Origin of the sequence: Rathayibacter sp. VKM Ac-2857, from assembly GCF_013205025.1 — a bacterium.
In the GTDB taxonomy this organism is placed as follows: Bacteria; Actinomycetota; Actinomycetes; order Actinomycetales; family Microbacteriaceae; genus Rathayibacter.
The window spans coordinates 758,897-785,674 of the sequence record NZ_JABMLE010000002.1; the positions used below are offsets into that span (position 1 = coordinate 758,897).

A 26,778-nucleotide genomic window follows, 5' to 3' on the forward strand; every position below is an offset into this window, starting at 1 on the left:
CAAGCTCTTGACATCCCGCGCCACTCCCCACTGACGGGCCTACACTTCGAGGGCGGTCCGGGTTCGTTCCGGCGGGCTCGACCCCGTGGCCGCACGCATGACCGGATGCCGGGTAGCGAGCCCCCCTCTCGTGGGCCCGGCATCCGGGTGCGCGGCGCACCCGAAGCGTCACCGCGATGCCCGCCGACAGGAGTCGGCGACATGACGATCGACACGACCATCGCCCCGCGCGCCTCGGCCGGATCCGGATCCCGCGAGGTGAGGCCCGGCGAGGAGTTCACCGCCGTGGTCGGCGACGACCTCGAGGTCTGGCGCGTGGTCGCGGTCCTCGGGATCCGGGTTCTCGCCGAGCGCGTCGCGAGCGGCGACCGGCACACCTTCACCCTCCGCTTCGTGCGCTACCGCCTGGCCCTCGCGGACGACGGCGGCGTCTAGGCGGCCTGCTCGGCCCGCACCGGGCCGGCGATGCGGGCGAACAGCCGGTCGAAGACCCTCCGGCGGTCGAACTGCAGGGCGTACTCTTGCGCGGCCGTCGCGCGCTGCGCCCGGTCCTCCGGCGTCAGCTCGAGCACGACGTGGTCCAGCAGGGCCGCGATCGTGTCCGGATCCTCGACCGGGGTGATGAACGCGTGCGCGCCGACCGCCTCGCCGATCCCGCCGGTCAGCGTGGTGATGACGGGGCCGCCGCCGGCCAGCATCTTCTCGGCGAGCGCGATGCCGAAGGTCTCCACGAACTCCGGTCGCGGCTTGCTGGGCAGCACGAACGCCGAGCAGCCGGCCATCAGGTAGGGCTTCTCCGCGTCGCCGACGTCGTCGAGGAAGCGGATCCGGTGCGCCAGCGGCGACGCGGCCGCGAGGCGGCGCAGCTCCGCCTCCTGCGGTCCGCGGCCGGCGATGACCAGCTCGTGGTCGGCGTGGACGCCGCTGCGCTCGTAGCCGGCGATCAGGTCCTCGACGCCCTTGGCCTCGGTCAGCCGCGAGAGGAAGAGCACGTAGCCGTCGGTGCGGAGCCCGCGGGCGCGCACGACCTCGTCGACGACGGCGGGATCGAGACCGGTGTAGGCGTCGGAGTCGATCGCCGGGTAGGAGATCTCGATCCGGGCCCGGCACTGCTCGGCGAAGCGGGTGCCGTGGACGGCGTCGATCCGCTCCGCCTCCTCGACGATCAGGTCCCGGGTGTACTCGGAGACCGCGACGCAGTGGTCCTGCGACAGGTAGGACGCGAAGATGTGCGCGGCCGCGCCGAGCCGGCCCTCCTCGACCGCCCGGCGGACGACGTTGGTGACGTCGGAGCCGACCGCCTCGGCGACCGTCGTGACGTCGACCGGGAGGCCGGTGCTCCAGGCCGCGCGCAGGGCGTCCGCCACCGCGAGGGTGTGCGGGCTGAGGTAGAGCGAGAGGCAGACGGTGGGCACGCCGTCGGTGAACAGCTCGACCAGGCGGCCGACCATGCCGGCCAGGAAGCGGCCGTCCGGCACCTTGTAGTCGCCGACCGGCTCCGGTCGCTCGACGATGATGCCCTCGCTGTAGGGGAGGACCGCGTCGAGCGGCTTGAGCGGGAGGCCGGCGGCCTGGAGCCGCTCGATCGGCCAGGTGACGATGCGCACCTCGTCGAAGCCGCGCTCGAGGGCGGTCTCGGCGAGGTTGCGGGCCTCGACCGAGTGCCCGCAGATCACCGGATCCGCGCGGACCACGATGACGAGTCGGTTCTGCACGGTGTGGGCGTGCGTGCTCTGGTCCATGGGGCTCCTTCAGGGGTGATCGGTGCGGAGGGGGTGGAGGCGGTCGGGGTGCTCAGTGGTGCGGGAACGACGGCGGGCGGTGCTCGGGGGCGCTCCCCCAACCGGTCGGCTCGGCGCCCAGGTGCAGTGTCAGCTCGCCGCCGCGGTGCAGCTCGGCGGCGGTGATCCAGCTCGCCTCGAGCGGTGCGCCGTTCAGCTCCGCGGACTGCACGTACTGGACGGGGCCGCCGGGCACCGGCTCGATGAAGCCGGTGGTGCGGATCTCGACGTCCGCCCCGCCCACCGCGATCGAGGCGCGCGCGAAGGCCGGCGCGTTGACCAGGAGCAGCCCCTGGCCGGCGACCGGGAAGAGCCCGAGGCTCGCCCAGACGTACCAGGAGCTGAGGCCCCCCGAGTCGTCGTTGCCGGGCAGGCCGCCGCGGCCCGCGCCGAAGCGCTGGTGCAGGACCCCGTGCACGATCTCGGCCGTGCGATCGGGCCGGCCCGCGTAGTGGTACGCCCACGGCGCGTCCATGTCGGGCTCGTTGTTCAGCCCCTCGAAGCGGCCGAGGGCCGAGCCCGCGAGCATCTCCACGCGGTCCGGGCGCAGTCCCGGCTGCACGACGGGCTCGGCGCCGTAGCCGAAGAACTCGTCCAGCTGCGCGACGAAGGCGTCGTCGCCTCCGCTGATCGCGATGCGGCCGGCCATGTCGTGCAGCAGGCGGAAGGAGTAGTTGTGCCGGGTGCCCTCGTAGTAGGTCGAGTCCTTGAGCAGGCCCGAGCGCAGGTCGTAGGCGTTCACCCACTGGGCCGCCCGCTCCTCGAGCTGGTCGGCGAGGAGGTGGTCGCCGACGTGCCGCGCCACGACCGCGGTGCACCAGTAGCCGTGCGCGAGGTCGAGGGTGTGGCTGATCGGGTGCGCCTCCCCCGCCGCGAGGAACTCCTCGCCGTAGGTGCGCTTGAGGTCCTCGCCCATGTGCACGAGCGCCGCCTCCCAGTCGATGCCGGGCAGGCCGAGCCGGCAGAGATCCGCGAGGAAGGTGTGCGCGAGCGCGCTGCCCTGGCGGGAGAAGCGGTCGCTGCCCTTGGCCATCCGGTAGCCGATCGGGAAGTTGCCCTCCTCCTCGCAGATGGTGAGCAGCGCTGCTCCGATCTCGACCGCGCGCTCGGGCAGGAGGGCCGTGAGCAGCGGGAGCTGGGTGCGGTAGATGTCCCACATCGTGCTGAGGTCGAAGACGAACGGTCCGTCGCTCGGCCAGAACGGGCTCTCGTCCGGGGCCAGGCACGGCTTGATCAGCGAGTGGTAGAGCGCCGTGGCGAAGACGGTCTCGCGCTCGGTCGAGGGGGTGTCCACGGCGATCGTGCGCAGGCGCTTCCGCCAGGTCTTGCGGGTGCGGTCGCGGCGCTGGTCGAAGCCGCCGGTCGTCGGCGGCACGTCGCGGTGCAGGTTCTCGCGGGCGCGCTCGGTGCCGCGGAGGGAGAAGCCCATCCGCAGCTCGACCGTCCGCCCGGCCGTGCTCGGCCCGGCCCACATCAGCCCGAACGGGCGGAGGGTCGTCGGGCGGATGTGGTCGAAGTCGAGCCGGGTGCCGCCGGGCATCAGCCGCCGGTCGTACCAGAGCATCTGCCGCCACTGCAGGGCGTCGCACTTGAGGTGGACGGCGAGCGGCGCGCCCTCCATGACGACCTCGCCCGCTGCGACTCCGGGCGAAATGGAGTGCAGCTGCGCGCGGAGCGGGATGGTGGCTCCGGACGGGATGGCCAGGCCGCCGAGTGAGAGGTCGACGACCACGCGGGCGCTGCGGTGCTCGGGGAAGGTGTAGCGGTGCACGACCGAGGCCGGTCCGACGGTCAGCTCGGCGCGGATCCCGGAGGAGAGTGTCGCGGCGTAGTAGCCGGGCTCGGCGACCTCGTCTTCGATCGCCCAGCTGCGGCCGAGCTCGTCGAGCGGCTCGAGCATCGGCGTGACGCGCAGGTAGTTGTAGTACTTGCGGATCGCGCCGGTGCCGGACTGCTGGAAGTGCGTGAAACCGGAGGCGACCAGGCCGTCCTGGATCGTCGGCGGGACGCCCTCGAGCGCGAGGTCGTAGCGGCCGTAGCCGGTCGGGTAGGCGCCGGAGTAGGAGCACGCGGACACCATCCCGAGCGGGAAGGTCGCGCCGGGGTGCGTGTTGCCGATCTGCGGCTTGGGCGACCACCAGGTCGCCGCGAGCCCGGTCGCGTCCGGGAGCAGGGTCGCCTCGGTGCCGAGGAACGGGTCCACCCGCTCGATCACCGGGTGCCCACCCGTCCGTACCCCGCCGCCGCCATGCCGTGACGCTAGGCAGCGCGGGGGGACGCGGGGTGTCGGCGGGGTGTCCGCCGGGCGACGGGTCGGCGACCGGACGGGGCCGCCGACCCGACACGCCTACGGGATCAGGCGCTCCGCGCGGTAGCGGTCGAACAGGGCCGTGAAGGAGTCGACGGTGCGGTGGTGCACGCCGAAGCCGGCCAGGCGCGACTTGCTGATGTCGGTGACCACCTCGATCTGCCGGCCGAGGTCGGCGTCGGTGTGCCACCAGGAGGCGACGCGCTGGAGGTCGGGCTCGATCAGGTCGTGCTCGCGGACGAGGCGCTGCCAGACCTCGTCGGCGCCGGCCATCTGCTGCTCGAGGGGCTGCGGCTCCTCGCCGGGGCCGACGGGCTCGACGCCGAAGTGCTCGGCGATCCGCGACCACATCCAGCGCCAGCGGAAGACGTCGCCGTTGACGACGTTGAACGCCTCGTCGCGGCCCGCCTCCGACGTCGACGCCCAGAGCATCTGCTCGGCGAGGACGGTGGAGTCGGTCATGTCGGTGAGGCCGTTCCACTGGGTGAGCGAGCCGGGGAAGACGAACGGCGTGCCCTGCGCGCGGTGGATCGACGCGGCGACGGCCAGCGTGAGGCCCATGTTCATCGCGTTGCCGACCGCGTGGCCGATCACAGTGTGCGAGCGGTGCACCGACCAGGTGAAGCCGTCGCGCTCGGCGGCGGCGAACAGCTCGTCCTCCTGCGCGTAGTAGAAGTTGGGCGCGTCGAGGCGCTCCTCCTCCTCGTGGAACGGGGTGTCGGGCATCGCGCCCTGGCCGTACGCCTCGAACGGGCCGAGGTAGTGCTTGAGCCCTGTGACGAGCGCGACGTGCTGGAGCGGTGCGTGCGAGAGCGCGGCGAGGAGGTCGCGGACCATGCCGCCGTTGACGGCGATGTTCTCCTCCTCCGTGGCCTGGCGCGACCAGGCGGTGAAGAAGACGTGGGTCGGCTTCTCGTCGGCGAGCACGCGGGCGAGGTCCTCGGCCGAGCGGAGGTCGGCGGAGAGCGGGGTGACGCCGGGGCGCTCGGCGATCGGCCGGCGGGAGAGGGCGGTCACGGGCCAGCCGCGCTCAGCGAGCAGGTCGACGAGGGCGGAGCCGCCGATGCCGGTGGCGCCGACCACGAGGGCGCGCTGCTCGGGAGTGGGGACCTCGGGAGTGGGGACGGTGGACGGGTCTGCTGCGGAAGTCATCCCTGAGGACAACGCGCGTCCCGGCCTGGCATTCCTGGGCGGGTCAGCCGACGGCGGGCAGCGGCTCGCCGTGGCCGTCGAAGGAGAGCTCGACGCCGGCCTCGGCGCACTCGCGGGCGATCAGGTCGAGGGCGTTCCAGAAGTACTGATTGCGCACCGGCCTCCGGGCGAGAGTGTTCTGCAGCGCGGACTTCGCCGAGCGCGCCGCATCGACCGCCGTCGAAGTGGCGTTCTCGTACTGGAGCGCATCGAGGGCGGTCTCGAACGCCTCGCGGTTCTCCGGGGCGGGGTCCGCCGCGAAGGCGTTCCACGACTCCTCCACGGGAGGGCAGAGGGCCGGGTCCTGGGTCTGCCCGGGGAGCGCGCAGCCGGTGAGGAGGAGGACGGGCGCGGCGAGGAGCGCTGCCGCCGCCCTGCTCCTCCGCCTCATCCGGGTGAGGGTACCGGCCGTCCGGGATCGTGATGTCGGAGGCGCGGGGTAGCGTCGGTGGGTGCGTGCTCCGTGGAAGAACCGTGAACCCGGGGCGCGACTCCCCCGCGACGTGAAGGTCCTCGGGATCGTCGCGTTCTTCGTGATGCTGGGGTTCGGCGTCGTCGTGCCGGTGCTGCCCGTGTACGTGCGGAGCTTCGGGGTCGGCTACGTCGAGGTCGGCGCGGTGGTGTCGGCGTTCGCGCTGATGCGGCTGGTCGCGAATCCGTTCGTCGGGCCGCTCGTCGACCGGGTCGGCGAGCGCATCGTGCTGGCGGTCGGCATCGGGATCGTCGCGGTCTCCAGCGCGCTCGTCGGGCTGGCCGGCGACTACGCGCACCTGCTGCTGCTGCGCGGGGCGGGCGGGATCGGCTCCGCGATGTTCTCGGTCGCCGCGATGACGCTGCTGCTGCGGACGGCGGATCCGGAGCGGCGGGGCCGGTCGATCGGCTTCTACCAGGGCGGGTTCCTGCTCGGCGGCATGGCGGGGCCGGCGGTCGGCGGCGTGCTGACGGCGATCTCGCTGACCGCTCCCTTCTTCTTCTACGCGGGCACGCTCGCGATCGCGGGGATCGTCGGGCTGGTGCTGTTGCAGCGGCCGGACCGGGAGGCCGACGCGAAGGCGGCGACCGCGGTCGCCAAGCCGATGCGCGAGGTGGCCCGTGATCGCCGCTATCAGAGCGCGGTGCTCGCGAACTTCGCGCTCGGCTGGTCGGCGATGGGCGTGCGCGCGACGCTCGTGCCGGTGCTCGTCGTCGAGGGGCTGGGCGACGAGCCGGCCTGGACGGGGATCGCCTTCGCGATCGCGGCGGTGGTGCAGACGATCGCGCTGGCGCCGGCCGGGCGCTTCGTCGATACGGTCGGGCGGCGGCCCGCGCTGATCGGCGGGTTCGCCGTCGCGGCCGTCGCGATGCTGGCGATGCCGCTGGTGCACGAGCTGTGGCTGCTGATCGCGCTGCTCTGCGTGTACGGAGCGGCGGCCGCGTTCATGGGGACGGCGCCCGGTGCGCTCGTCGGCGACGCGGCGGGCGAGCGCGGCGGGAAGCCGGTGTCGTTCTTCCAGGCGGCGTCGGACCTCGGCGGGGTCGTCGGGCCGCTGCTGGCGGGCGCGCTCGCGGACGCGGCGTCGCCGACGGCGGCGTTCGCCTCGGCGTTCGTGCTGCTCGGGCTGACCGCGGTGGTCGGGCTGCGCGTGCCGCGGCGCTGAGCCACGCGGGATCTCCTGGGAAGAGACGCCCGCAGGCATGCTGGTCGAGGAGCCGCGGAGCGGCGTATCGAGACCCGCCGTGACCAGCAGGCCGGGTCTGCAGACCACCGTCGGACGCTGGTGGATCTCGATACGCCCGCTGCGCGGGCTACTCGATCAGCATGCAAGAGGGCACGCCGGTGAGGCGTCCCGCACTGGTCGAGGCGTCCAGCAGCACCTGGACGCCTCGACCGTTCGAGGACGTCTCGGCGCGAGCATGCTGGTCGAGTAGCCGCGGAGCGGCGTATCGAGACCCGCCGTGACCAGCAGGCCGAGTCTGCAGACCATCCGTACGGCACTGGTGGATCTCGATACGCCCGCTGCGCGGACTACTCGATCAGCATGCACGAGGGCACGCCGGTGAGGCGTCCCGCACTGGTCGAGGCGTCCAGCAGCACCTGGACGCCTCGACCGTTCGAGGACGTCTCGCCGCGAGCATGCCGGTCGAGTAGCCGCGGAGCGGCGTATCGAGACCCGCCGTGACCAGCAGGCCGAGTATGCAGACCACCGCCGGACGCTGGTGGATCTCGATACGCCCGCTGCGCGGGCTACTCGATCAGCATGCACGAGGGCACGCCGGTGAGGCGTCCCGCACTGGTCGAGGCGTCCAGCAGCACCTGGACGCCTCGACCGTTCGAGGACGTCTCGCCGTGAGCATGCCGGTCGAGTAGCCGCGGAGCGGCGTATCGAGACCCGCCGTGACCAGCAGGCCGAGTCTGCAGACCACCGCCGGACGCTGGTGGATCTCGATACGCCCGCTGCGCGGGCTACTCGATCAGCATGCACGAGGGCACGCCGGTGAGGCGTCCCGCACTGGTCGAGGCGTCCAGCAGCACCTGGACGCCTCGACCGTTCGAGGACGCCTCGGCGTGAGCATGGTCAGGTGTTGCGGCCGCGGGCGTCGACGGGCCAGGTGGCGGTGGTGCCGTCGGCGCGGAGGACGCGGTAGTCGTCGGCGAGGTTGACGGCGACGCAGACGTGGTTGGGGGCGATGCGGATCCGGGTGCCGAGCGGCAGGTCGACGCCGGTGATGGTCGCGTGGTGCTCCGAGAGGACGGTGATGCGCGCCTCCGGGTGCTCGAGCAGGCGGCCGAAGCCGGTCGAGGCGGCGCCGCGGTCGGAGGAGAGCACCTTGCTGCCGGCGTCGGCGATCAGGTGGTCGTCGCGGCGGGCGACGATCGTCGCGAGCACGGTGACGGCGATCGACTCCGGGCCGATGGTGCCGATCTCCCACTGCTGCGCGTCGCCGAGGGCCGAGACGCCCGGGCGCAGCTCGGTGAGCACCGTGGCGTCGGCGAACTCGAGGGACGGGGTGGAGCCTCCGCTGATCACGCGGGCCGGGACTCCGGCGTCGGCGAGCGACGCGGCCGCGGCCGAGAGCGCGGCGGCCTCGTCGCGGGCCGCGGCCCGGCGGCCGTCGAGGGCGTAGCTGTGGCCCGGGAAGGTGAAGACCCCGACCACGTCGAGCCCGGCCTCGGCCGCGGCGGCGGCCACCGCGCCGGCCTCCTGCGGCGGCACTCCGCTGCGGTGGTGGCCGGAGTCGACCTCGACGACGACCTCGAGGCCCGCCGGAACCGCCGCGGCGAGGCGGTGCGCCGACTCCGCGGAGTCGACGCCGACCCGGACCCGCGCCCGCTCGAGCACGCCCCGCAGCCGGGCGGCACGCTCGGCGTCGAGCCAGAGCGGGTAGGCGATGAAGAGGTCCTCGACGCCGCCGGCCGCGAAGACCTCGGCCTCCGACACGGTCGCGACGGTCAGGCCGACCGCACCCGCCGCGAGCTGCCGCCGGGCGATCTCGAGCGACTTGTGCGTCTTGGCGTGCGGGCGCAGCGCGACACCGCGCTCGCGGGCCGAGCGGGCGGTGGCCGCGATGTTGCGGTCGAGGACCGCCTCGTCGAGGACGAGCGAGGGCGTGGGGACGCTGTCCGGAATGCGAGGCATGGCGCGATCATAGGGCGGCTCTCCTCTACGGTGAAAGGAGACGACGAGCGGCGGGGGCGGCGCCTCGACCGAGCCGGAGACGCGAAGGAGCGCCGCATGCGCGAGCAGGAAGCCCGATCCCACCACGAGGACTCCGCGGCGCGCGCGGCCTCCTTCGGTCAGGGCATGCTGGCCGCGACCTACGCGCTCCGGCACGAGAAGGGCCTCGACGTCGTCTTCCTGCTCCGCGGCACCGGCCCCGACTTCCTGATCGGGATGGGCGCCGCCTCGGACGACTTCCGCTCGGTCCTCTCGATCGGCCTCGACAGCCGCGACGGGGTGCTCCGCCCCACCGCGAGTCACACGATCGACGGCCGCCGCCGCGGAATCCCCGCCCGCGTGGTCTTCCGGAGCGACGGGGCGCTGGTCGTCGAGGCGAGCCCGCTGCCGCTGCGCGACCGGCCCGCGTCGCTGAAGTGCTGGTCGTTCGTCCGCTCGGGCGAGGACGAGCACTACTCCGACGTGGTGGGCTTCGTCGCCCCGGCGCTCGCCGACCTGCCGCCCGTGCCGCTGAAGACGCGACCGCGGGCTCAGGCGCGCCGCTAGGGTGTGCTCAGACCGGTCCGCCGCCGGTCGCCCGCGCCGACGGAAGGCCGAGCTCCATGGATCCCGACGACTCCCCGACCCTCGAGCAGACGCCGCCCCAGCGCCGGATCGTCACCACCCGCACCGGCGCCGTGGTCGCGGTCGGCGTGCTCGGCGCGGTGATGCGCACCGAGGGCGCCATCTACGGAACGGTGCTCTCGATCACGCTGATCGCCGTCGGCTGGAACGACGACACCGACCTCGACGTCCTGCTCTTCCTGCTCGGCTCGGTGACCGTGTTCTGGATCGCGCACCTGTACTCCGGGACGATCGCGCGCCTCCCGGAGTCGGATCCGACTCCGCGCACCGTGCTCGCCGCCGTGCGGGACACCGCCCGGCACTCGATCGGGATGATCGCCGCGATGATCGTGCCGGCGCTGCTGCTCGCGCTCGGGCCGCTCGGGCTGGTGGAGGAGTACACGGCCTACTACCTGGCGCTCGGGGCCGGAGTGGTGATCCTCGCCGTGCTCGGCTACCTGATGTCGGCGCGGCGCGGCAGCTCGTGGCAGCGGCGGGTGCTCAGCGCGCTCGTGACGACGCTGCTCGGGTTCGTCGTGGTGTGGCTGAGCACGCTGGTGCACTGAACTGCTGGTGCACTGAACTGCTGGTGCACTGAACTGCTGGTGCACTGAACTGCTGGTGCACTGAATCGCTCGACTCGCGGCGGGGGCGGCTGCCAGGCTGACGGGATGACCTCTCAGCCCTCCGCGCTCCGCCCCTTCGGCCCCTCGGGCGCCACGGTGACCCGGCTCACCCTCGGCACCTCCTGGAACCCCGACCGCGTCGGCTCGCTCGACACGGTGCCCGCACTCGAGCGCGTGCTCGACTCCGGCGCCGGCCGCCCCGTCTCGGTGATCGACACCTCCAACGAGTACGCGCTCGGGCACAGCGAGCGGCTGATCGGCGAGGCGCTGCGGGCGCGCGGCGGGGTCCCGGAGGGGATCACCGTCGTCACGAAGCTCGACCGCGACCCGGAGACCGGCAGCTACTCGGCCGAGCGGATGCGCCGCAGCCTCGACGAGAGCCGCGAGCGCCTGGGCATGGACGTGCTGCCGCTGCTCTACCTGCACGACCCGGAGCGGATCTCGTACGACGAGGCCTTCGCCGAGGACGGGCCCGTGCGCGCGCTCGTCGCGATGAAGGAGGCCGGCGTCGCGCTCTCGATCGGCATCTCGGGCGGGCCGGCGCCGATGCTGCGCCACTACGTCGACACCGGGCTCTTCGACGCCGTGATCACGCACAACCGGTTCACGCTGGTCGACCGCTCCTCCGAGGAGCTGATCGACGCCTCCGTCGCGCGCGGCGTCGTCGTGGTGAACGCCGCCGTCTACGGGGGCGGGGCGCTCGCGCGCTGGCCGGAGCCGGTCCGCACCTACGCCTACGCGCCCGCGCCGCAGGAGATCGTCGACGCGGTCGCCGCCATGGGCGAGGCCTGCGAGCGGGCCGGCGTGCCGCTGGCCGCCGCCGCCCTGCAGTTCTCGACCCGCGACCCGCGGGTGACGACGACGGTGGTCGGCGCGACGAGCGCGGAGCACTACGACGCGTTCGTCGCGGACGACGCGCTCGACATCCCCGACGCGCTGTTCGAGGAGCTGGAGTCGCTCGCGCCGCCGAGCTCGGTCTGGCAGGAGGCGCCGGGGGCGACCTGGCCGCGCTGAGCGACGGCGGGGCGTCGGCGGGGCGTCGGCGGACGCGCGAGGGGCAACAGCGGGCATACCCGGGCCGCTCCGTCGGTTGGGCCTGGGGTGACCGACACGACTGATACCCCTACCGACTCCCCCGCCCTCTTCCAGCCGCTGACCCTCCGCTCGCGCACCGCGCGCAACCGCGTCTGGGCCGCTCCGATGTGCCAGTACTCCGTGGAGGCGCAGGACGGCGTGCCGACGCCGTGGCACCTCGTTCACCTCGGCTCGCTCGCGCGCGGCGGCGCGGGGGTCGTGATCGTCGAGGCGACCGGCGTCGTTCCCGAGGGGCGGATCAGCCCCTGGGACACCGGGCTCTGGAACGACGTGCAGCAGGCGGCCTGGGGTCCGATCGTCGACTTCGTGCACGGGCAGGGCGCGCTCGCGGGCATCCAGCTCGCGCACGCCGGCCGCAAGGCGTCGACCTACCGCGAGTGGAGCGGGCGCGGCTCCGTGCCCGTCGACGAGGGCGGCTGGGAGACGGTCGCCCCCTCCGCCGTGGCGTTCGAGGGCTACGCGACACCTCGCGCGCTCGACGCGGAGGAGTTGCCGGGCCTCGTCGAGGCGTTCCGCGCCTCCGCCCGCCGCGCCGTGGACGCGGGCTTCGACGTGATCGAATTGCACGCGGCGCACGGCTACCTGCTGCACCAGTTCCTCTCGCCGCTCTCGAACCACCGCGAGGACGCCTACGGCGGCTCGCTGGAGAACCGCGCGCGGCTCCTGCTCGAGGTCGTCCGCGCGGTGCGGGCTGAGATCGGCGAGCTGCCGCTGCTGGTGCGCTTCTCCGCCACCGACTGGGCCGAGGGCGGCTGGACGCTCGAGGAGACGATCGCGGTCTCGGAGTGGGCGCGCGACGAGGGAGTCGACCTCTTCGACGTCTCGACCGGCGGACTCGTGAAGGGGACCGACATCCCGGTGGCGCCGCTCTACCAGGTGCCGTTCGCGCGCGAGGTGGGCCGGGCGACCGGCGCTCCCGTGGGCGCGGTGGGGCTGATCACGACGGCCGAGCAGGCCGAGGGAGTGGTGGCCGGCGGCGACGCGGACGTGGTGCTGCTGGCGCGCGAGCTGTTGCGCGACCCGCACGCTCCGTCGCGGATGGCGCGGGAGCTGGGGGCTCCGCTGGGGCTGGTGCCGCCGCAGTACGCGCGGGCCTGGCGCTGAGGCGGGCATGACGAAGGGCCGGACGCAGTGCTGCGGTCCGGCCCTTCGTGGTGGTGCTGAGTGCTGCTACTTCTCGTCGGCCTCGCCCTCGGAGTCGCTCGGGGCGTCCTCCTCGGGGTTGAAGTGCGAGTCGCCCGAGACGCCCAGGGCGATCCCGTCCTCGGAGTCGGGGATGGTGCCCTCGGTGCCCAGGCCGTCGGTCTCAGGAGTCCCGGAGTCCGGGGTGCTGTCGTCGGACATCGGGGCTCAGGCCTCGACGTCGCCGCGCCAGGCGCCGTCCGGCGAGCCCTTGGACTCGATGTACTCCTTGAAGTTCTTGAGGTCCTTCTTGACCGCGTGGCTGCCGGCGCCGACGAGCGAGCCGACGGTCTCGAGGAAGCCCTCGGGCTCCCAGTCGAGCTGCACGGTGACGCGGGTCTCGGTGTCCGAGAGCTTGTGGAAGGTGACGACGCCGGCGTGGTCGGTCTCGCCGCCGGTGCTGTTCCAGGCGACGCGCTCGTCGGGGTGCTGCTCGGTGATGTTGGCCTCGAACTCGCGCTCGACGGGGCCGACCTTGACCTTCCAGACGGTCAGGACGTCGGTGACCTGCTGGATCGACTCGACCTCGTCGAGGAACTTGGGGAACTCCTCGAACTGGGTCCACTGGTTGTACGCGACGGACACGGGGACGTTGACGTCGACGGTCTCGATGATCTGCGACACGGTAGTGCTCCTTGATGTCTCACTCGGTGTTCAGCAGGCCGCTGCTGCGGTCGCCTCCCTCGACGGTAGAGGCGAGCCGCCTGGGAGTTCACGTGGTTGCGGCTGGACGCAGACGTGGTACAACCCGGGAGCGGCGGCGGGATCTCGATACGCCCGCTTCGCGGGCTACTCGATCAACATGAGGCGCGAGCCGCTCGATCAACAGGGCGGCCCGCAACGCGGACCGCTCCGTTTCATGCTGGTCGAGTAGCCGCGGAGCGGCGTATCGAGACCCGACGTCTGCAGAACGGTGGATCTCGATACGCCCTCTGCGAGGGCTACTCGATCAACATGAGGCGCGAGCCGCTCCGTTCCATGCTGGTCGAGTAGCCGCGCAGCGGCGTATCGAGAGCCGCGGGTCAGTCGTCCGTGCCCGTGTAGCGGTAGGCGGTGAACGTCGGCGTGCCGGTCGTCGCGTAGAGGCCGAGGACGCGGCCGGTGAAGGAGGTGGCGGTCTCGGCGGTGAAGGAGCGGCCGTCGATGCGGGCGAGGGTGCGGGAGACGCCGCCCGCCTCCGCGCGGAGGACGAGGAAGTCGCTGGTCATCTGGCCGGGGCCGAAGCCGACGCCGCCGTCGCGCTCGGACTCCAGCATCAGCGTCACCGGGCCCTCGGGCAGCTCGGCGACCCACTCCTGCTCGAAGGACGGGATCACGGCGCGAGCGGTGACCCGCGTGCCGGAGCCGGTCGACTCCGCCTCGACGGACGCGAACGTCGTCTCGTCGTAGCGGACGGCCAGCCCGCCGACGCCGGCCGAGACGTCGACGACGACCGAGGCCTGCATCGTCTGGGTGAGCTGGCGGCGGCCGACGAAGGTGGGCTGCGGGTGGCGCAGGGTGCGCCCCTCCCCCGGCAGCGACAGCCGGCCGCCTTCGACACTGGCGAGCGCGGTCGGGAGGCGGCGCACGCCGATCCAGCCCGCGTCGAGCGGTCCGGAGAAGTCGACGTCGTCGCGCAGCGGACCGCGCGGCGCGAGCGCGACCGGCTCGGCGACCGGCCAGCCGTCCACCCAGGAGACCCGGGTGACGAAGGTCTCGCGGCCGAGCGCCGAGAAGGCGCGGGTCGCTCCCCGCGGGCGGACGCCGAGCAGCACGATCAGCGTCGAGCCGTCGGGGCCCTCCACCAGGTCGCCGTGGCCGGTGTTCTGCACCGGTCGGGTGGTGCCGCGGGCGGTGAGGAACGGGTTGCCGGGCGCGGTCTCGAACGGGCCGGTCGGCTCGTCGCTCCGGGCGATCGAGACGCCGTGGCCGCGCTCCGTGCCGCCCTCGGCGATGAGGAGGTACCAGACGTCCCGGCCGTCGACCGAGCGACGGTACAGGTGCGGCGCCTCCGGGAAGCCGCCGCCGGTGCCCGACCAGAGCGAGCGCGGCTCCTCCAGGATGCGGCCGGCCGCGAGGTCGACCCGCACCTGCTGGATGCCGAGGTGCGCGCCGGCCTCCTCGCCGCTCAGGATCAGGCCGGAGTAGGTGACGAACGCGGTGCCGTCCTCGTCCCAGGCGAGGTCCGGGTCGATGCCCTGGAGCGGGCCGCCGTCGGCGTCGGTCAGGACGGTGCCGTCGCTCCACTCGCCGGCCGGGTCGGTCGCGGTGAAGACGACGGTGCCGACGCCCGCGGGCACCGACACGATCACGTGGAAGAGGCCGTCGTGGTGCCGGATCGTCGGCGCCCAGACGCCGAGACCGGTGGGCACCTCCTCCACACCGATCTGCTCGGCGCGGGTCGCGACGTTGCCGACGCGCTCCCAGGTCTCGAAGTCGGTGCTGCGGTACACGGGGATGCCGGGCAGGTACTCGAACGTCGAGGTGACGAGGTAGTAGACACCGTCGACGCGGACGACGCTCGGGTCGGGATTGAAGCCGGGGATCAGCGGGTTGGGGAAGGGCGCACCCACGCCGCCGCTCATGCGCGCAGCTCCAGCTCGGTCACCAGCGGGACGTCCTCGAGCGAGGTGCCGAGGCGGATCGTGAAGGCTCCGGCCTCGTACTCCCAGCCGTCGTTCCAGGTGGCGAGCAGTCGCGTCGGCACCGTGACGGCGATCTGCGCACTCGCGCCCGCCTCCAGCGTCGCGCTCTCGAAGCCGACCAGCCAGCGCACCGGGCGCTCGACGGCGGAGTCGCGGCGCTCGGCGTAGGCCTGCAGCACGACCTTGCCGGCGCGCTCGCCGGTGTTCACGACGTCGACGAGGAGTTCGACGTCCTCGCCGCCGCGGACGGGCTCGGGGGTCGAGACCGCGACGAGCTCGAACGAGGTGTAGCCGAGGCCGTGGCCGAAGACGTAGGCCGGCTCCACCTCGCTGCGCAGCCAGGCGCGGTAGCCGATGTGGATGCCCTCGTCGTAGTGCAGCTCGCCGTCGGTCGGCAGCGTCGAGAGGACGGGGACGTCCTCGATCGCGACCGGCCAGGTGGTGGGCAGGCGTCCGCCGGGCTCGACGCGGCCGAGCAGGACGTCGGCGACCGCGTCGCCCATCTCCTGACCGCCGAAGTAGCCGACCAGCACGGCGGCGACCTCGTCGCGCCACGGCAGCAGCACGGGGGCGCCGGCGTTGACGACCACGACGGTGCGCGGGTTGACGGCGGCGACGGCGCGCACGAGCGCGTCCTGCTGGCCCGGCAGGTCGAGCGAGCTGCGGTCGTAGCCCTCGGACTCGACCGCGGAGTTGGTGCCGACCACCACGAGGGCGACGTCGGCGTCGCGGGCGAGCGCCACCGCCTCCGCGATCAGCTCGTCGGCCGGAGTGTCCTCGGGCTCGAGGCCGTAGGTGAAGCCGAGCGCGCCCTCGAGGTCTCCCTCGGCGTGCACGATGTCGTACTCGATCCGGATGTCGACGGGCGTGTCCGCGGTGACGGTCAGCGGCGCGGAGACCGAGGGCGGGGCGAGCAGTGCGGCGCCGAGATCGGAGCCGACGGCGGCGAGGGTCTCCTCGAGGAAGAGCGCGCCGTCCACGTAGACGCGGGCGGTGCCGGCGACGGCGAAGCCCAGGCGGACGGTCGCGTCGGCGGGCGGGGTGAGGATCGTCGAGAACTCGACGCGGGCCGAGGCGGCGATCGGGGCGGTGCCGCCGAACCAGACCAGCGAGGTGGCGCGGCGGTCCTCGACGAACAGCTCGGTGCCGTCCTCGGCGAGGAAGCGGACGCGCTGGCCGGGCTCGCCGGTGACGGGGTTGGTGATGGTGTCGAGGACGAGCGGGGCGACGCCGTCCTGCACGACCGCGCCGAGCGCGTAGTCGACGCGGGCGTGCGGCAGGGCGGCGCGGACGCCGTCGAGCGGAGTGACGACCTTCTCGGGCAGGACCGTCGCGGATCCGCCGCCCTGGGTGCGCGCCTCGCGGGCGTTGTGACCGATCACGGCGACGGAGCTGAGCGCCGACGCGTCCCAGGGCAGCTCGCCCTCGTTGCGCAGCAGGACGCTGCCGGCCGCGGCGGCCTCGCGGGCGAAGGCGCGGCCGTCCTCGACGAGCACCGGCTCGGCGACGGCGGGCGCGAAGCCCTCGAGCGCGCCGACACGGGCGGCCAGGCGGAGGATGCGGCGGACCTTGCGGTCGACGACGGACTCCTCGATCGAGCCGTCGCGGACGGCGGCGACGAGCGCCGCGCCCCACGGGCCGTCGGGGCCGGGCATCACGAGGTCCTGCGCCGCGCGGGCGCTGTCGACGGTGCGGACCGCGGTCCAGTCGCTGATGACGACGCCGTCGAAGCCCCACTCGCTGTTCAGCGGGGTCTCGAGCAGGTCGCTCTCGGTGGCGGTGGTGCCGTTGATCGAGTTGTAGGAGCTCATCACGAGCCAGGCGCGGGTCTCGACGATCGCGCGCTCGAAGGCGAGCAGGTAGAGCTCGCGGAGGGCGCGGTCGCCGACGCGCACGTCGACGGTGAAGCGGTCGGTCTCGGAGTCGTTCGCGATGTAGTGCTTGGGAGTGGCGCCGACGCCGTTCTCCTGCACGCCGGCCACGTAGGCGGCGGCGAGGTCGGCGGTGAGCACCGGGTCCTCGCTGAAGCCCTCGAAGTGGCGGCCGCCGAGCGGGGAGCGGTGCAGGTTGATGGTCGGGCCGAGGACGACGTCGACGTCCTTGCGGCGCGCCTCGACCGCGGCGGCGGCGCCGTAGCGGCGGGCGATCGAGCGGTCCCAGGAGGAGGAGAGCGCGGTCGCCGAGGGCAGGTTCAGCGAGGGCGAGCGCTCGTCCCAGACCTCGCCGCGCACGCCGGAGGGGCCGTCCGAGACGAGCATGCGGCGCAGGCCGATCTTCTCGATCGGCCAGGTGGTCCAGAAGTCGCGGCCGGTGAGCAGCTGCACCTTCTCCTCGAGGTCGAGGCGCCCGATCAGCTCGGTGAGCAGGGCGTCGGCGTCGGGTCCCTCGGCCGGGATGCGGGGAGCAGTGGAGGTGTCGGTCACGGGAAGTCTCTCTCTGTCGGGACGTGCTGATCCCTCCCGCGAGATGCCACTTTTGACGCGATCGCGCGGCGTGTCGCGCTCATAAGTGGCATCTCGCGGAAGGGGAGGGACGCGGCGCGCGTCCAGGGGGCGAGTGTCAGGGGTGGGCGGCCACGAAGGCTCGGCGCTCCTCGCGGCGGGTGGCCTGGCGGACCGGGTCGGCGACGGGGGCCGCCAGGAAGAGGCGCTGGGTGTAGGCGTGCTCCGGGCGGGAGGTGACCTGGTCGCCGTCGCCCCACTCCACGATCTCGCCGTGGTACATCACGGCGACGCGGTGCGAGAGGTGCCGCACGACGGCGAGGTCGTGCGAGACGAAGAGGTACGCGACTCCGGTGCGCTCCTGGATCTCGGTGAAGAGGTCGAGGACGCGCGCCTGGGTGGAGAGGTCCAGCGCCGAGACGGGCTCGTCGCAGACGATCAGCCGCGGCTCGAGGGCGAGCGCCCGGGCGATCGCGATCCGCTGGCGCTGACCGCCGGAGAACTCGCGCGGCAGGCGGTCGGCCGCGGACTGCGGCAGCCCCACCTGGTCGAGCAGCTCGCGCACCCGCTTGGAGGCGACCTTGGCGTCGACCTTCCGCACGGTGAGCGGCTCCACCAGGATCTGCTCGATCGTCAGCGACGGGTTGAGCGAGGTGTACGGGTCCTGGAAGACGACCTGGATCTCGGAGGAGAGCCCGCGGCGCTGACGCCGGTCGAGGTGCGCGATGTCGCGCCCGTTGTAGAGGATCTCGCCGCCGGTGACCGGGGCGAGCCCCAGCACCGCGCGGCCGAGCGTGGTCTTGCCTGAGCCGGACTCGCCGACCAGGCCGACCGTCTCGCCGGGACGGATGTCGAGCGAGACGCCCTTCAGCGCCTGGAAAGGCTTGGCACGGAAGCCCTTGCCCGGGTACTCGACGACGACGTCCTTGACGTCCAGCAGTAGCTCGGACGGTGCGGCGGGTGCGGCGCTCATCGGCTCGACTCCTTCACGGCGGTGGTGGCGACGAGCGGTCCGCGGGCGGGCCCCTCCTCGAGGATCGCGTCGAACAGGGCGCGGGTGTAGGGGTGACGGGGGTCGGCGAAGATCGAGCGCACGGGCCCGGTCTCGACGATCCGGCCATCGCGCATGACCGAGACGCGGTCGCACAGGTCGGCGACGACGCCGAAGTTGTGCGTGACGAGGATCATGCCCATGTTCAGCTCCGACTGCAGCTCGCGGAGCAGGTCGAGCACCTCGGCCTGCACCGTGACGTCGAGCGCAGTGGTCGGCTCGTCGGCGATCAGCAGGTCGGGGTCGCAGGAGACGGCGCCGGCGATCAGCACCCGCTGGGCCATGCCGCCGGAGACCTCGTGCGGGTAGGCGTCGAACGTGCGCTGCGGGTTGGGGATGCCGACCCGGGCGAGCAGGCCGAGCGCCCGCTCCTTCGCCGCCGCCTTGGAGAGGCCGAGACAGATCCGCATCGGCTGCACGAGCTGCGTGCCGATGGTGAAGGAGGGGTCGAGGTTCGACATCGGCTCCTGCGGGATGTACGCGATGCGCTTGCCGCGGAGCTTGGTCATCTCCTTCTCCGACAGGTGCGCGAGGTCCTGGCCGTCGAAGACGATCGAGCCGCCGGTGATCCGGCCGCCCTCGGGCAGCAGGCGCAGCACCGACCAGGCGGTCTGCGTCTTGCCGGAGCCGGACTCGCCGATCAGGCCGTGGATCTCGCCGCGGCGGACCGCGAGCGAGACGTCGTGGACGACCGTCTTCACCGAGCCGTCGTTCTGGCCGTAGCCGACCGAGAGGTTCGTGACGCGGAGGATCTCCTCGGCCACGTTCCTGTCAGCACCGGTCGCGCCGGCCTCCTCCTCGTGCACGACCGTCTTGGGCGCCGCGGCGTCCTCGTCGAGCATGGTCTGGATGCCGATCGTCGACAGGCTGGTCGGCACCGTCGCGGGCGCCGAGGCCGACTTGCGCTTCTTCGAGCGCTTGGCTCCGGAGGCGCTTCGCTCGAGCTCGTCGCGCATCGCGTTGCCCAGCAGGGTCAGCGCGATGGAGGTGAGCGCGATCGCGAGGCTCGGCCAGAGCATCAGGATCGGGGCGTTGAAGACGTTGGAGAAGCCGTCGTTGAGCATCGAGCCCCAGGTGGGGATCGACAGGTCGCCGAGGCCGAGGAACTCGAGTCCGGCCTGGATCGCGATCGCGATGCCGGCGACCAGCGAGGCCTGGATGATGACGGGAGCGCGGACGACGGTGAGGATGTGCCGGGCGATGATCCGGCCGTTGCTGAGGCCGGAGACCCGCGCCGCGTCGACGAAGAGCTCGCCGCGCACCGCGGTGACGGAGGCGTAGACCAGGCGGTGGAAGGCCGGCGAGAGCAGGACGCCGAAGATGGCCATCGAGAGCCACATCGACGGGCCGATGACGGCGCGGGCCGCCAGCAGCACGACGAAGCCGGGCAGCGCCATCACGAGGCCGGAGGTCCAGGCCGAGACGGAGTCGAACCAGCCGCCGAAGTAGCCGGCCAGCAGTCCGCTGGTGACGCCGATGACGACGGCGACGGCGAGTGCGACCAGGGCACCGGCGAGGCTGAACTGGGTGCCGAAGAGCAGTCGCGAGAGGACGTCGCGGCCCGCACTGTCGGCGCCGAGCAGGTGCGCGGCACCGGGCTCGGCGAGCACGTCCTGCAGCGAGGCGCGGTTGGGATCGGCCGGGGCGAGCAGCGGCGCGAAGATCCCGGAGAGGACGACGATCGCGAGGAAGACGAGCGAGACGAGCCCGACCGGGTTGTGCAGCAGGCGCCGGAAGAGGTGCGTGCGGGCGGCGCGCTCCTCCACTCCGACCGACGGGGTGCTGGCGGGCAGCGGAGTCGTGGCGGTCATGAGAGTCGCACCTTCGGGTTGAGCCAGCCCTGGAGCAGGTCGATGAGCAGGTTGACGATGACGACGATGATCGCGGTGACGAGCACGAGGCCCATCACCAGCGGGATGTCGCCCTGGGTGGTCGCGGTGACCGCGACCTGGCCGAGACCGGGGATCGCGAAGATCTGCTCGACGATGACGGCGCCGCCGAGGAGGCCGATGAACTGCACGGCGAGGACGGCGAGCGCGGGGCCGCCGGCGTTCCGCAGCACGTGCTGGAAGACGATCCGGTTGGCGGGCAGGCCGCGCGAGCGCAGGGTCCGCACGTAGTCCTGGCGGAGCGCGTCGATGACGGAGCCGCGGACCTGCTGGGCGACGCCGGCGATGCCGCCGATCGCGAGGGCGATGATCGGCAGGGTGACCGTGGCGATCCAGCCCGAGAACGAGTCGGTGAGGTTGACGTAGCCGGTCGGCTTGAACCAGCGGAGGTTGATCGCGAAGACGGTGACGAGGCCCAGCGCGATGAGGAAGCCGGGGATCGCGAAGCCGAGGATCGAGACCAGCTGCACGAGCTTGTCGGCCCAGCCGCGGCGGACCGCGGCCCAGACGCCGAGCACGACGGCGACGATCGCGGAGATGATCGTGGCGCCGATGACCAGGGAGAGCGTGACGGTGACGCGGGTGGAGATGGCGGTGGTGACCGCCTGCCCGGTGAACCAGGAGCTGCCGAGGTCGCCGGTCACGGCGTGGCCGAGCCAGCCGAGGTACTGCGACCAGATCGGCTGGTCGAGGCCGAGCTGCGCGGCCCGCTGGGCCACCGCCTCCGGCGTCGCGTTCTGCCCGAGGATGCGGCGGGCGATGTCGCCGCCGCCGAGATAGAGGAGTGCGTAGGCGACGACGGAGATCAGCACCACGAGGATGATCCCCGAGATGACGCGTCGCAGGATGAACCTGGTCATCAGTGGTCCTTCGAACGGAGGAGGGCGCGGACGCGATCAGCGGATCGGGCGGCGCGAAGAGAGGGAGCGGGGGCCGGCCGTGAAGCCGGCCCCCGCCGATCCGGATCAGGCCGGGGTGCCGATCACGCTGGGGTAATCGCCCAGAGGTACGGGTAGGCGTTGCCCGTCTGGGTCTCGACCTTCGTGTTCGCGTCGGTCACGAAGCTCGACTGCTGGCGGTACCAGGGGGCGAACCAGGCGTTCTCGACCGTGTAGGCGTTGACGGCCTGGACGGCGGCGGCGTAGCCGGACTCGTCCGCGGTGCGGACGGCCTCGATCAGCGTCTCGAGCTCGGGGTCGGCGTTCTTGAAGGGGTTGAAGATCGCGTTGGGGCTGAGCTCGAAGTTGATCAGGGCCCAGTCGGGGTCCTGCTGCAGCGTGAGCCAGGTGGCGGCGTACTTCGGGGCGAGGACGTCGGCGATGAAGTTGTTGCCGGCGTCGGTGTAGGTGACGGTGATGCCGACCTCGGAGAGCTGCTGCTGGATCAGCGTGAAGGTCGAGGAGCCGACGAGCGAGCTCGAGGGCATGTTCAGCTCGAAGCCGTCCGGGTAGCCGGCCTCGGCGAGCAGCTCCTTGGCCTTCTCGGGGTCGTAGGGGTAGTCGTCGTCGAGCGACTCGTCGTAGCCCTCGGAGGAGGTCGGGAAGATCTGCGTGGTCGGAGTGCCGTAGCCCTGGCCGATGGCCTTCAGCAGCGACTCCTTGTCGAACGCGTAGTTGATGGCCTGGCGGACGCGGACGTCCTTCAGGGCCGGCGCGATGGTGCCGTCGCGGTCGAGCAGCAGCAGACCGGTCCAGTTGAGCTCGAAGGGGTTGACGGTGAAGCCCGACGCCTCGATCTCCTTGAGGTCGTTGTTGTCGACCGTGTTGGCCGCGTTGACCTGACCGCCCTTGATCGCGTTCACCAGAGCGGTGGAGTCGCTGTAGACGTTGATGTTCAGGTTGTCGTAGTGGACCGAGTCCTCGTCCCAGTAGCCGTCGCGCTTGGTGAAGGCGTAGGAGGTGCCGATGACGGTCTTGGCCGCGTCGAGCTCGTAGGGGCCGGAGCCGACCGGGACGGTCTGGATGTCGGCGGACTCGAAGGCGGAGGGCGCCTCGACGAGGCCGGCGTTCTGGGTCAGGTAGAAGAGGAAGGTCGGGTTGGCCTGCTTGAGGGTCACCGTGACGGTCGAGGCGTCGGTCGCGACGGCGTCGGCGAGATCGGCCATCTTGTTCGTGTCGGGCGAGTTGCCGTCGCGGAAGCGGATCAGGTTCTGCGCGACGGCGTCGGCGTCGAGCGTCGATCCGTCGGAGAAGGTCACGCCGTCGCGGATCTTCAGGGTGAGGACGGTGTTGTCCTCGTTGTAGGTCCACTCGGACGCGAGGCCCTCGGTGATGGTGCCGTCGGGCTCGGCCCGCAGCACGCTGTCGTAGACGGCCTGCATGTACGGCGACTCGTTGGCCCAGTACGAGTCCGCCGCGGCGAACGTCGACAGGGTCTGGATCGCACCCAGCGTGAGCGTCTCGCTCGAGCCGCCGGAGGCGCCTCCGCCGGAGTCGGCCGCGCAGCTGGTCAGGCCGACCATCGTGGTGACGGCGATCGCAGCGGCCGCCAGCCTCTTCCATCGGAACATCTTCGGTCTCCAGGTTCTCCCGGTTCTCCCATGAACCGGTGCCGAGGAAGCTAACACGAAAAACAGATGACCCCTAGGTTTTTGAGAGAAAAACTTCGGCCCGTTAGGTTTTCGTGATTCTCGTGACCGTTCACATCCGGGAGCACCTCCGGAACCGGGCTCTGACGGGCGTGTTCCTGAAAGCCGAATCCGCGCCAGGTTTTTGACTCGGAAACCTCTAGCGGCTAGGTTTCTCGCACCGGAGGCTCCGAGCCCCCTCGCAACGATGCGCCAGGAGGCACTTCATGGCACTCCCCACCTCTCCCCCGCGGCGACCGCGCGGGCAGTACGCCAAGACCGCCGCCCGGCGCGCCGAGATCGTGGCCGCGGGCCTGGAGGTCTTCTCCGCGAGCGGCTACCACGCCGCGTCGCTGCGCGAGATCGCCGAGAAGGTCGGGCTCAGCCAGGCCGGCGTGCTGCACCACTTCGCCAACAAGTGGGAGCTGCTCTCGGCGGTGCTCACCCTCCGCGACGACCACTCGATCGTGCGGGTGCCCAGCGGCGACGCCGTCCCCGGGATCGACACGGTCCGCGCGCTGATCGACCTGGTCGCCTACAACACCGAGATCCCCGGCCTCGTCGAGCTGCAGTGCGTGCTCTCGGCGGAGGCCACCCACGCCGACCACCCGGCGCACGAGTACTTCGCGAACCGCTACCGCTTCATCGTCGACCTGTTCACCGGCGCGTTCGGCGACATGCTGACCCGCGGGCAGCTCGTGCCGGGCGTGGACCCGCGCAGCGCCGCGATCCGCGTCATCGCGACGATGGACGGGCTGCAGGTGCAGTGGCTGCTGCAGCGCGACGCCCTCGACATGCAGGCCGAGTTCCGGCGCACCGTGCAGACCCTGACCACCGTGGAGGTGTGACCGTGGGCTTCTCCCGCGAATCGACCCTGGCCGCCGTCCTCGACCACGGGGAGGCGGGCGACGTCGTGCGCCGTTTCGTCCCGGGTGTCGTCAACTCGCCGCTGCTGGTGCAGCTGCGCTCCGCCCCCGTCGGGCTCGTCGTGGGGATGGATCCGCTGCTCAAGGCGGACCCCGAGCGCGAGGCCTCGTTCTGGGCGGCGCTCGACGCGGTCGACGACTCCGGAGTCGCGGCGCCGCGGCCGGAGCGGGTGGCCGTGCTGCCGCGCTCCGATTACGAGGGCGAGGACGTCGCTGTGGCGTCGGCCGTGGTGCGAGCGGTCGCTCCCGGCACCGTGTGGGCGCCGGCCGAGGTCGTCGTCGACGGGCCGTCGCACGGCAACCCGTTCGTCGACGTCGAGTTCTCGGCGGAGTTCTCGCTCGGCGACGAGACGGTGCGGGCCGGCGGGTTCTACGACGGCGACGGGGTGTACCGGGTGCGGTTCCTGCCTCCTGCCGCAGGGGTGTGGAGTGTGACCACCACCTCCACCGCGCGCTCGCTCGACGGGCTCTCCGCCTCCGTCACCGTGGAGCCCGCCCTGCCCGGCGCGCACGGGCCGGTGCGGGTGGCCGACACCTTCCACTTCGCGCACGAGGACGGCACCCGGCACCTGCCGCTCGGCACGACCGCGTACGCCTGGACGCACCAGACCGAGGCGCTGCAGGAGGCGACCCTCGCGACGCTCGCCGAGGCGCCGTTCACCAAGGTGCGGCACTGCGTCTTCCCGAAGGCGTACCTGTACAACACGAACGAGCCGGAGCTGTACCCGTTCGAGCGCGACGGCGACGGCTGGGACTTCGACCGGCCCGTGCCCGCGTTCTTCCGCCGGCTGGAGGAGCGGGTCGCGGATCTCGACGCGCTCGGCATCCAGGCCGACGTGATCCTCTTCCACGCCTACGACCGCTGGGGCTTCTCGGACATGGGCCGCGCGGCCGACGACCTCGTCACGCGCTACGTGGTCCGGCGCCTGGCCGCCTCGCCGAACGTCTGGTGGTCGCTCGCCAACGAGTACGACCTGCTCTGGTCGAAGACCGTCGACGACTGGGAGCGGCTCGCCGCGCTCGTCGTCGCCGAGGATCCGGTGGGCCACCTGCTCTCGATCCACAACTGCTTCGGTTTCTACGACTACTCCCGGCCGTGGATCACGCACGCCAGCGTGCAGCGGATCGACGTGTACCGGACCGCCGAGAACACCGACGCGTGGCGGGAGCAGTGGGGCAAGCCGGTCGTGATCGACGAGTGCGCCTACGAGGGCGACATCGACCAGGGCTGGGGCAACATCACCGGCGAGGAGATGGTCCGGCGGTTCTGGGAGGGCGCGGTCCGCGGCGGCTACGTCGGCCACGGCGAGACGTACCTCAACGACCGCGAGGAGCTGTGGTGGTCGAAGGGCGGCGAGCTCGTCGGCGACAGCCCGGCGCGCATCGCCTTCCTCCGACGCATCACCGCCGAGATGCCGGACGGGCGGATCGACCCGCTGCCCTCCGACTGGGACGCGCCCTGGGGCGGGGGCGGCGGCGTGCAGCTGGTCTACTTCGGCTTCAACCGGCCGCGGTTCCGGCAGATCGTGCGCGACCCCTCCGACTCCTGGATCGTCGACGTGATCGACACCTGGGGGATGACCGTCTCGCGGGTGCCCGGGGTGTTCTCCGGGTCGTTCCGGGTGGAGCTGCCGGCGCGGCAGTTCATGGCCGTGCGGCTGACGCGGGTGGTGTCGTGAGCGGGGGCGCGGGTGCTGGCGCGGGCGGGGACGCTGGCGCGGTCGTGGGCGCGGATGCGAAGGGGGACGCCGGCGGCGTCGCGAGCGTGGACGCGAGCGGCGTGCCGCCGCGGGTGCGGGTGATCTCGGACAACGACTACTCCGGCGACCCGGACGGGCTGGTGCAGCTCGCGCAGCACGCGCTGTCGGAGTCGGTCGAGCTGGCGCTGGTCGTCGGCTCGCGGCTGCGGCCGGGCGACCCGTTCGACGCGTCGGACCGGACCGCCGACAACGCGGCGGCGGCGGCGCGCGAGGTGCTCGCGCTCTGCGGGCGCCCGGACGTGCCGGTGGTGGCGGGGTCGAACACTCCGGATGCCGGTGTGTCGGAGGCCGCGCGCGCGATCGTCGCGGAGGCGCTGCGGGACGACCCGCGGCCGCTGTACCTCTGCGCCGGTGCCGGGCTGACCGAGGTGGCGGCCGCGCTGCGGCTGGAGCCGTCGATCGCGTCGCGGATGACCCTGGTCTGGATCGGCGGGCCGGAGCACCCGGGCCTGGCCGTCCCTCCGCCCGGCGCGATGCCGATCGAGTACAACCTGCTGATCGACGTGCCCGCCGCCGCCGAGGTGTTCGCGTCAGCGCTGCCGATCGAGCAGTTTCCCCGCGACGCGTACCGGCAGCCGCTGGCCTCCGTCGCCGAGCTGCGCGTGCGGATGCGCACCGCCGGGGCCTTGGGCCGGCACCTCTTCGACGCCCTCGACGGCGTCTTCCGGATGGGCGCCGCGCACGGTCTGAGTTTCGGCGAGACCTACGCCCTCGGCGACAGCCCCCTCGTCCTCGCGACCGCCCTGCTCTCCGCCTTCGAGCCCGACGCCTCCTCCAGCCGGACCGCGCAGGTCCCCCGCCCCTCGATCACCCCCGACGGCCAGTACGGCCCCCGCACCGGCGACGGCCCGGACCTCCGCGTCTACACCCACCTCGACACCCGCCTCCTCCTCGAGGACCTCTACGCGAAGCTGGCGCTGCGCGCCCTCGACGCCTGACGGCGCCCGCCGCCTGCGCGAGCGGCCGCGCGCGGCGCTCCTCTCCCCGAGTGGACGCGTACGGGCTCCTCTCCCCGAGTGGACGCGTACGGGCTCCTCTCCCCGAGTGGACGCGTACGGGCTCCTCTCCCCGAGTGGACG

General features: G+C 72.5%; 22 protein-coding genes. 9 read left to right on the top strand and 13 right to left on the bottom strand.

Going from position 1 to position 26,778, the window contains the following annotated elements; all coding sequences use genetic code 11:
- Positions 1–201 precede the first annotated feature (201 nt).
- On the top strand, positions 202–435 hold the full coding sequence (locus HQQ86_RS10835) for a hypothetical protein (RefSeq protein ID WP_173288087.1): 234 nt from the start codon (positions 202–204) through the stop codon (positions 433–435).
- On the opposite strand, the gene HQQ86_RS10840 is transcribed toward HQQ86_RS10835, so the two are convergent.
- The 4 genes from HQQ86_RS10840 to HQQ86_RS10855 form a co-directional block, all read right to left on the bottom strand.
- Positions 432–1,742: a glycosyltransferase gene (locus HQQ86_RS10840; protein WP_173288088.1), complete on the bottom strand. Its 1,311-nt coding sequence runs from the start codon at positions 1,740–1,742 to the stop codon at positions 432–434. The genes HQQ86_RS10835 and HQQ86_RS10840 overlap by 4 nt on opposite strands.
- Before the next feature lie 52 nt (positions 1,743–1,794).
- Entirely contained in the window at positions 1,795–3,996 is a 2,202-nt protein-coding gene (locus tag HQQ86_RS22035) for a glycoside hydrolase domain-containing protein (RefSeq protein ID WP_173288089.1), read from the bottom strand.
- Positions 3,997–4,128: 132 nt separating this feature from the next.
- The gene (locus tag HQQ86_RS10850) at positions 4,129–5,241 is read right to left on the bottom strand and encodes an SDR family oxidoreductase (protein WP_173288090.1); all 1,113 of its coding nucleotides are present in this window, start codon (positions 5,239–5,241) and stop codon (positions 4,129–4,131) included.
- A gap of 43 nt (positions 5,242–5,284) precedes the next feature.
- Positions 5,285–5,671, bottom strand: a complete 387-nt coding sequence (locus HQQ86_RS10855) for a hypothetical protein (protein ID WP_173288091.1) — start codon at positions 5,669–5,671, stop codon at positions 5,285–5,287.
- A 61-nt stretch (positions 5,672–5,732) separates the two neighbouring features.
- Here HQQ86_RS10855 and HQQ86_RS10860 point away from each other — a divergent pair, with 61 nt between their 5' ends.
- On the top strand, positions 5,733–6,917 hold the full coding sequence (locus tag HQQ86_RS10860; RefSeq protein WP_243587693.1) for an MFS transporter: 1,185 nt from the start codon (positions 5,733–5,735) through the stop codon (positions 6,915–6,917).
- A 918-nt stretch (positions 6,918–7,835) separates the two neighbouring features.
- Here HQQ86_RS10860 and HQQ86_RS10865 read toward each other — a convergent pair.
- A complete protein-coding gene (locus HQQ86_RS10865; protein ID WP_173288092.1) occupies positions 7,836–8,897 on the bottom strand; it encodes an alanine racemase in 1,062 nt (353 codons plus the stop codon).
- Between the two features lie 96 nt (positions 8,898–8,993).
- Between HQQ86_RS10865 and HQQ86_RS10870 the strand changes: the two genes are divergently transcribed.
- The 4 genes from HQQ86_RS10870 (at position 8,994) to HQQ86_RS10885 (ending at position 12,364) form a co-directional block, all read left to right on the top strand.
- A complete protein-coding gene (locus HQQ86_RS10870) occupies positions 8,994–9,482 on the top strand; it encodes a hypothetical protein (protein WP_173288093.1) in 489 nt (162 codons plus the stop codon).
- A 56-nt stretch (positions 9,483–9,538) separates the two neighbouring features.
- Positions 9,539–10,105, top strand: a complete 567-nt coding sequence (locus HQQ86_RS10875; RefSeq protein ID WP_173288094.1) for a hypothetical protein — start codon at positions 9,539–9,541, stop codon at positions 10,103–10,105.
- A 105-nt stretch (positions 10,106–10,210) separates the two neighbouring features.
- Complete coding sequence (locus HQQ86_RS10880; protein WP_173288095.1) at positions 10,211–11,179, top strand: aldo/keto reductase; 969 nt, start codon at positions 10,211–10,213, stop codon at positions 11,177–11,179.
- A gap of 87 nt (positions 11,180–11,266) precedes the next feature.
- Positions 11,267–12,364 carry an NADH:flavin oxidoreductase/NADH oxidase gene (locus HQQ86_RS10885; protein WP_173288096.1) on the top strand — a complete coding sequence of 366 codons (1,098 nt, stop codon included), beginning with the start codon at positions 11,267–11,269 and terminating at the stop codon, positions 12,362–12,364.
- A gap of 66 nt (positions 12,365–12,430) precedes the next feature.
- On the opposite strand, the gene HQQ86_RS10890 is transcribed toward HQQ86_RS10885, so the two are convergent.
- The 8 genes from HQQ86_RS10890 to HQQ86_RS10925 all read right to left on the bottom strand — a co-directional run bounded on the left by HQQ86_RS10890 (position 12,431) and on the right by HQQ86_RS10925 (position 22,956).
- Positions 12,431–12,604 (bottom strand): hypothetical protein, encoded by a 174-nt coding sequence (locus HQQ86_RS10890; RefSeq protein WP_173288097.1) that lies wholly within the window; start codon positions 12,602–12,604, stop codon positions 12,431–12,433.
- Between the two features lie 6 nt (positions 12,605–12,610).
- Positions 12,611–13,066, bottom strand: coding sequence for an SRPBCC family protein (locus HQQ86_RS10895; protein WP_123446671.1), 456 nt, complete (start codon positions 13,064–13,066; stop codon positions 12,611–12,613).
- 398 nt (positions 13,067–13,464) lie between these two features.
- A complete protein-coding gene (locus tag HQQ86_RS10900; RefSeq protein WP_173288098.1) occupies positions 13,465–15,006 on the bottom strand; it encodes a glycoside hydrolase family 43 protein in 1,542 nt (513 codons plus the stop codon).
- On the bottom strand, positions 15,003–17,324 hold the full coding sequence (locus HQQ86_RS10905; RefSeq protein ID WP_254072070.1) for a glycoside hydrolase family 3 protein: 2,322 nt from the start codon (positions 17,322–17,324) through the stop codon (positions 15,003–15,005). The genes HQQ86_RS10900 and HQQ86_RS10905 overlap by 4 nt, the downstream gene beginning before the upstream one ends.
- Positions 17,325–17,625: 301 nt before the next feature.
- Complete coding sequence (locus HQQ86_RS10910; RefSeq protein WP_123705418.1) at positions 17,626–18,480, bottom strand: ABC transporter ATP-binding protein; 855 nt, start codon at positions 18,478–18,480, stop codon at positions 17,626–17,628.
- Positions 18,477–20,369, bottom strand: a complete 1,893-nt coding sequence (locus tag HQQ86_RS10915; protein ID WP_173288099.1) for a dipeptide/oligopeptide/nickel ABC transporter permease/ATP-binding protein — start codon at positions 20,367–20,369, stop codon at positions 18,477–18,479. The genes HQQ86_RS10910 and HQQ86_RS10915 overlap by 4 nt, the downstream gene beginning before the upstream one ends.
- Complete coding sequence (locus HQQ86_RS10920) at positions 20,366–21,307, bottom strand: ABC transporter permease (RefSeq protein ID WP_173288100.1); 942 nt, start codon at positions 21,305–21,307, stop codon at positions 20,366–20,368. The genes HQQ86_RS10915 and HQQ86_RS10920 overlap by 4 nt, the downstream gene beginning before the upstream one ends.
- Positions 21,308–21,429: 122 nt before the next feature.
- Positions 21,430–22,956 carry an ABC transporter substrate-binding protein gene (locus HQQ86_RS10925; RefSeq protein ID WP_173288101.1) on the bottom strand — a complete coding sequence of 509 codons (1,527 nt, stop codon included), beginning with the start codon at positions 22,954–22,956 and terminating at the stop codon, positions 21,430–21,432.
- A 284-nt stretch (positions 22,957–23,240) separates the two neighbouring features.
- Here HQQ86_RS10925 and HQQ86_RS10930 point away from each other — a divergent pair, with 284 nt between their 5' ends.
- From HQQ86_RS10930 to HQQ86_RS10940, 3 genes are read left to right on the top strand one after another with little or no spacing between them, the layout of a single operon-like run.
- Positions 23,241–23,861: a TetR/AcrR family transcriptional regulator gene (locus HQQ86_RS10930; RefSeq protein ID WP_123705422.1), complete on the top strand. Its 621-nt coding sequence runs from the start codon at positions 23,241–23,243 to the stop codon at positions 23,859–23,861.
- Between the two features lie 2 nt (positions 23,862–23,863).
- Positions 23,864–25,618 (top strand): DUF5605 domain-containing protein, encoded by a 1,755-nt coding sequence (locus HQQ86_RS10935; protein ID WP_173288102.1) that lies wholly within the window; start codon positions 23,864–23,866, stop codon positions 25,616–25,618.
- Positions 25,619–25,662: 44 nt separating this feature from the next.
- Entirely contained in the window at positions 25,663–26,637 is a 975-nt protein-coding gene (locus HQQ86_RS10940) for a nucleoside hydrolase (RefSeq protein ID WP_216845313.1), read from the top strand.
- Positions 26,638–26,778: the final 141 nt, after the last annotated feature.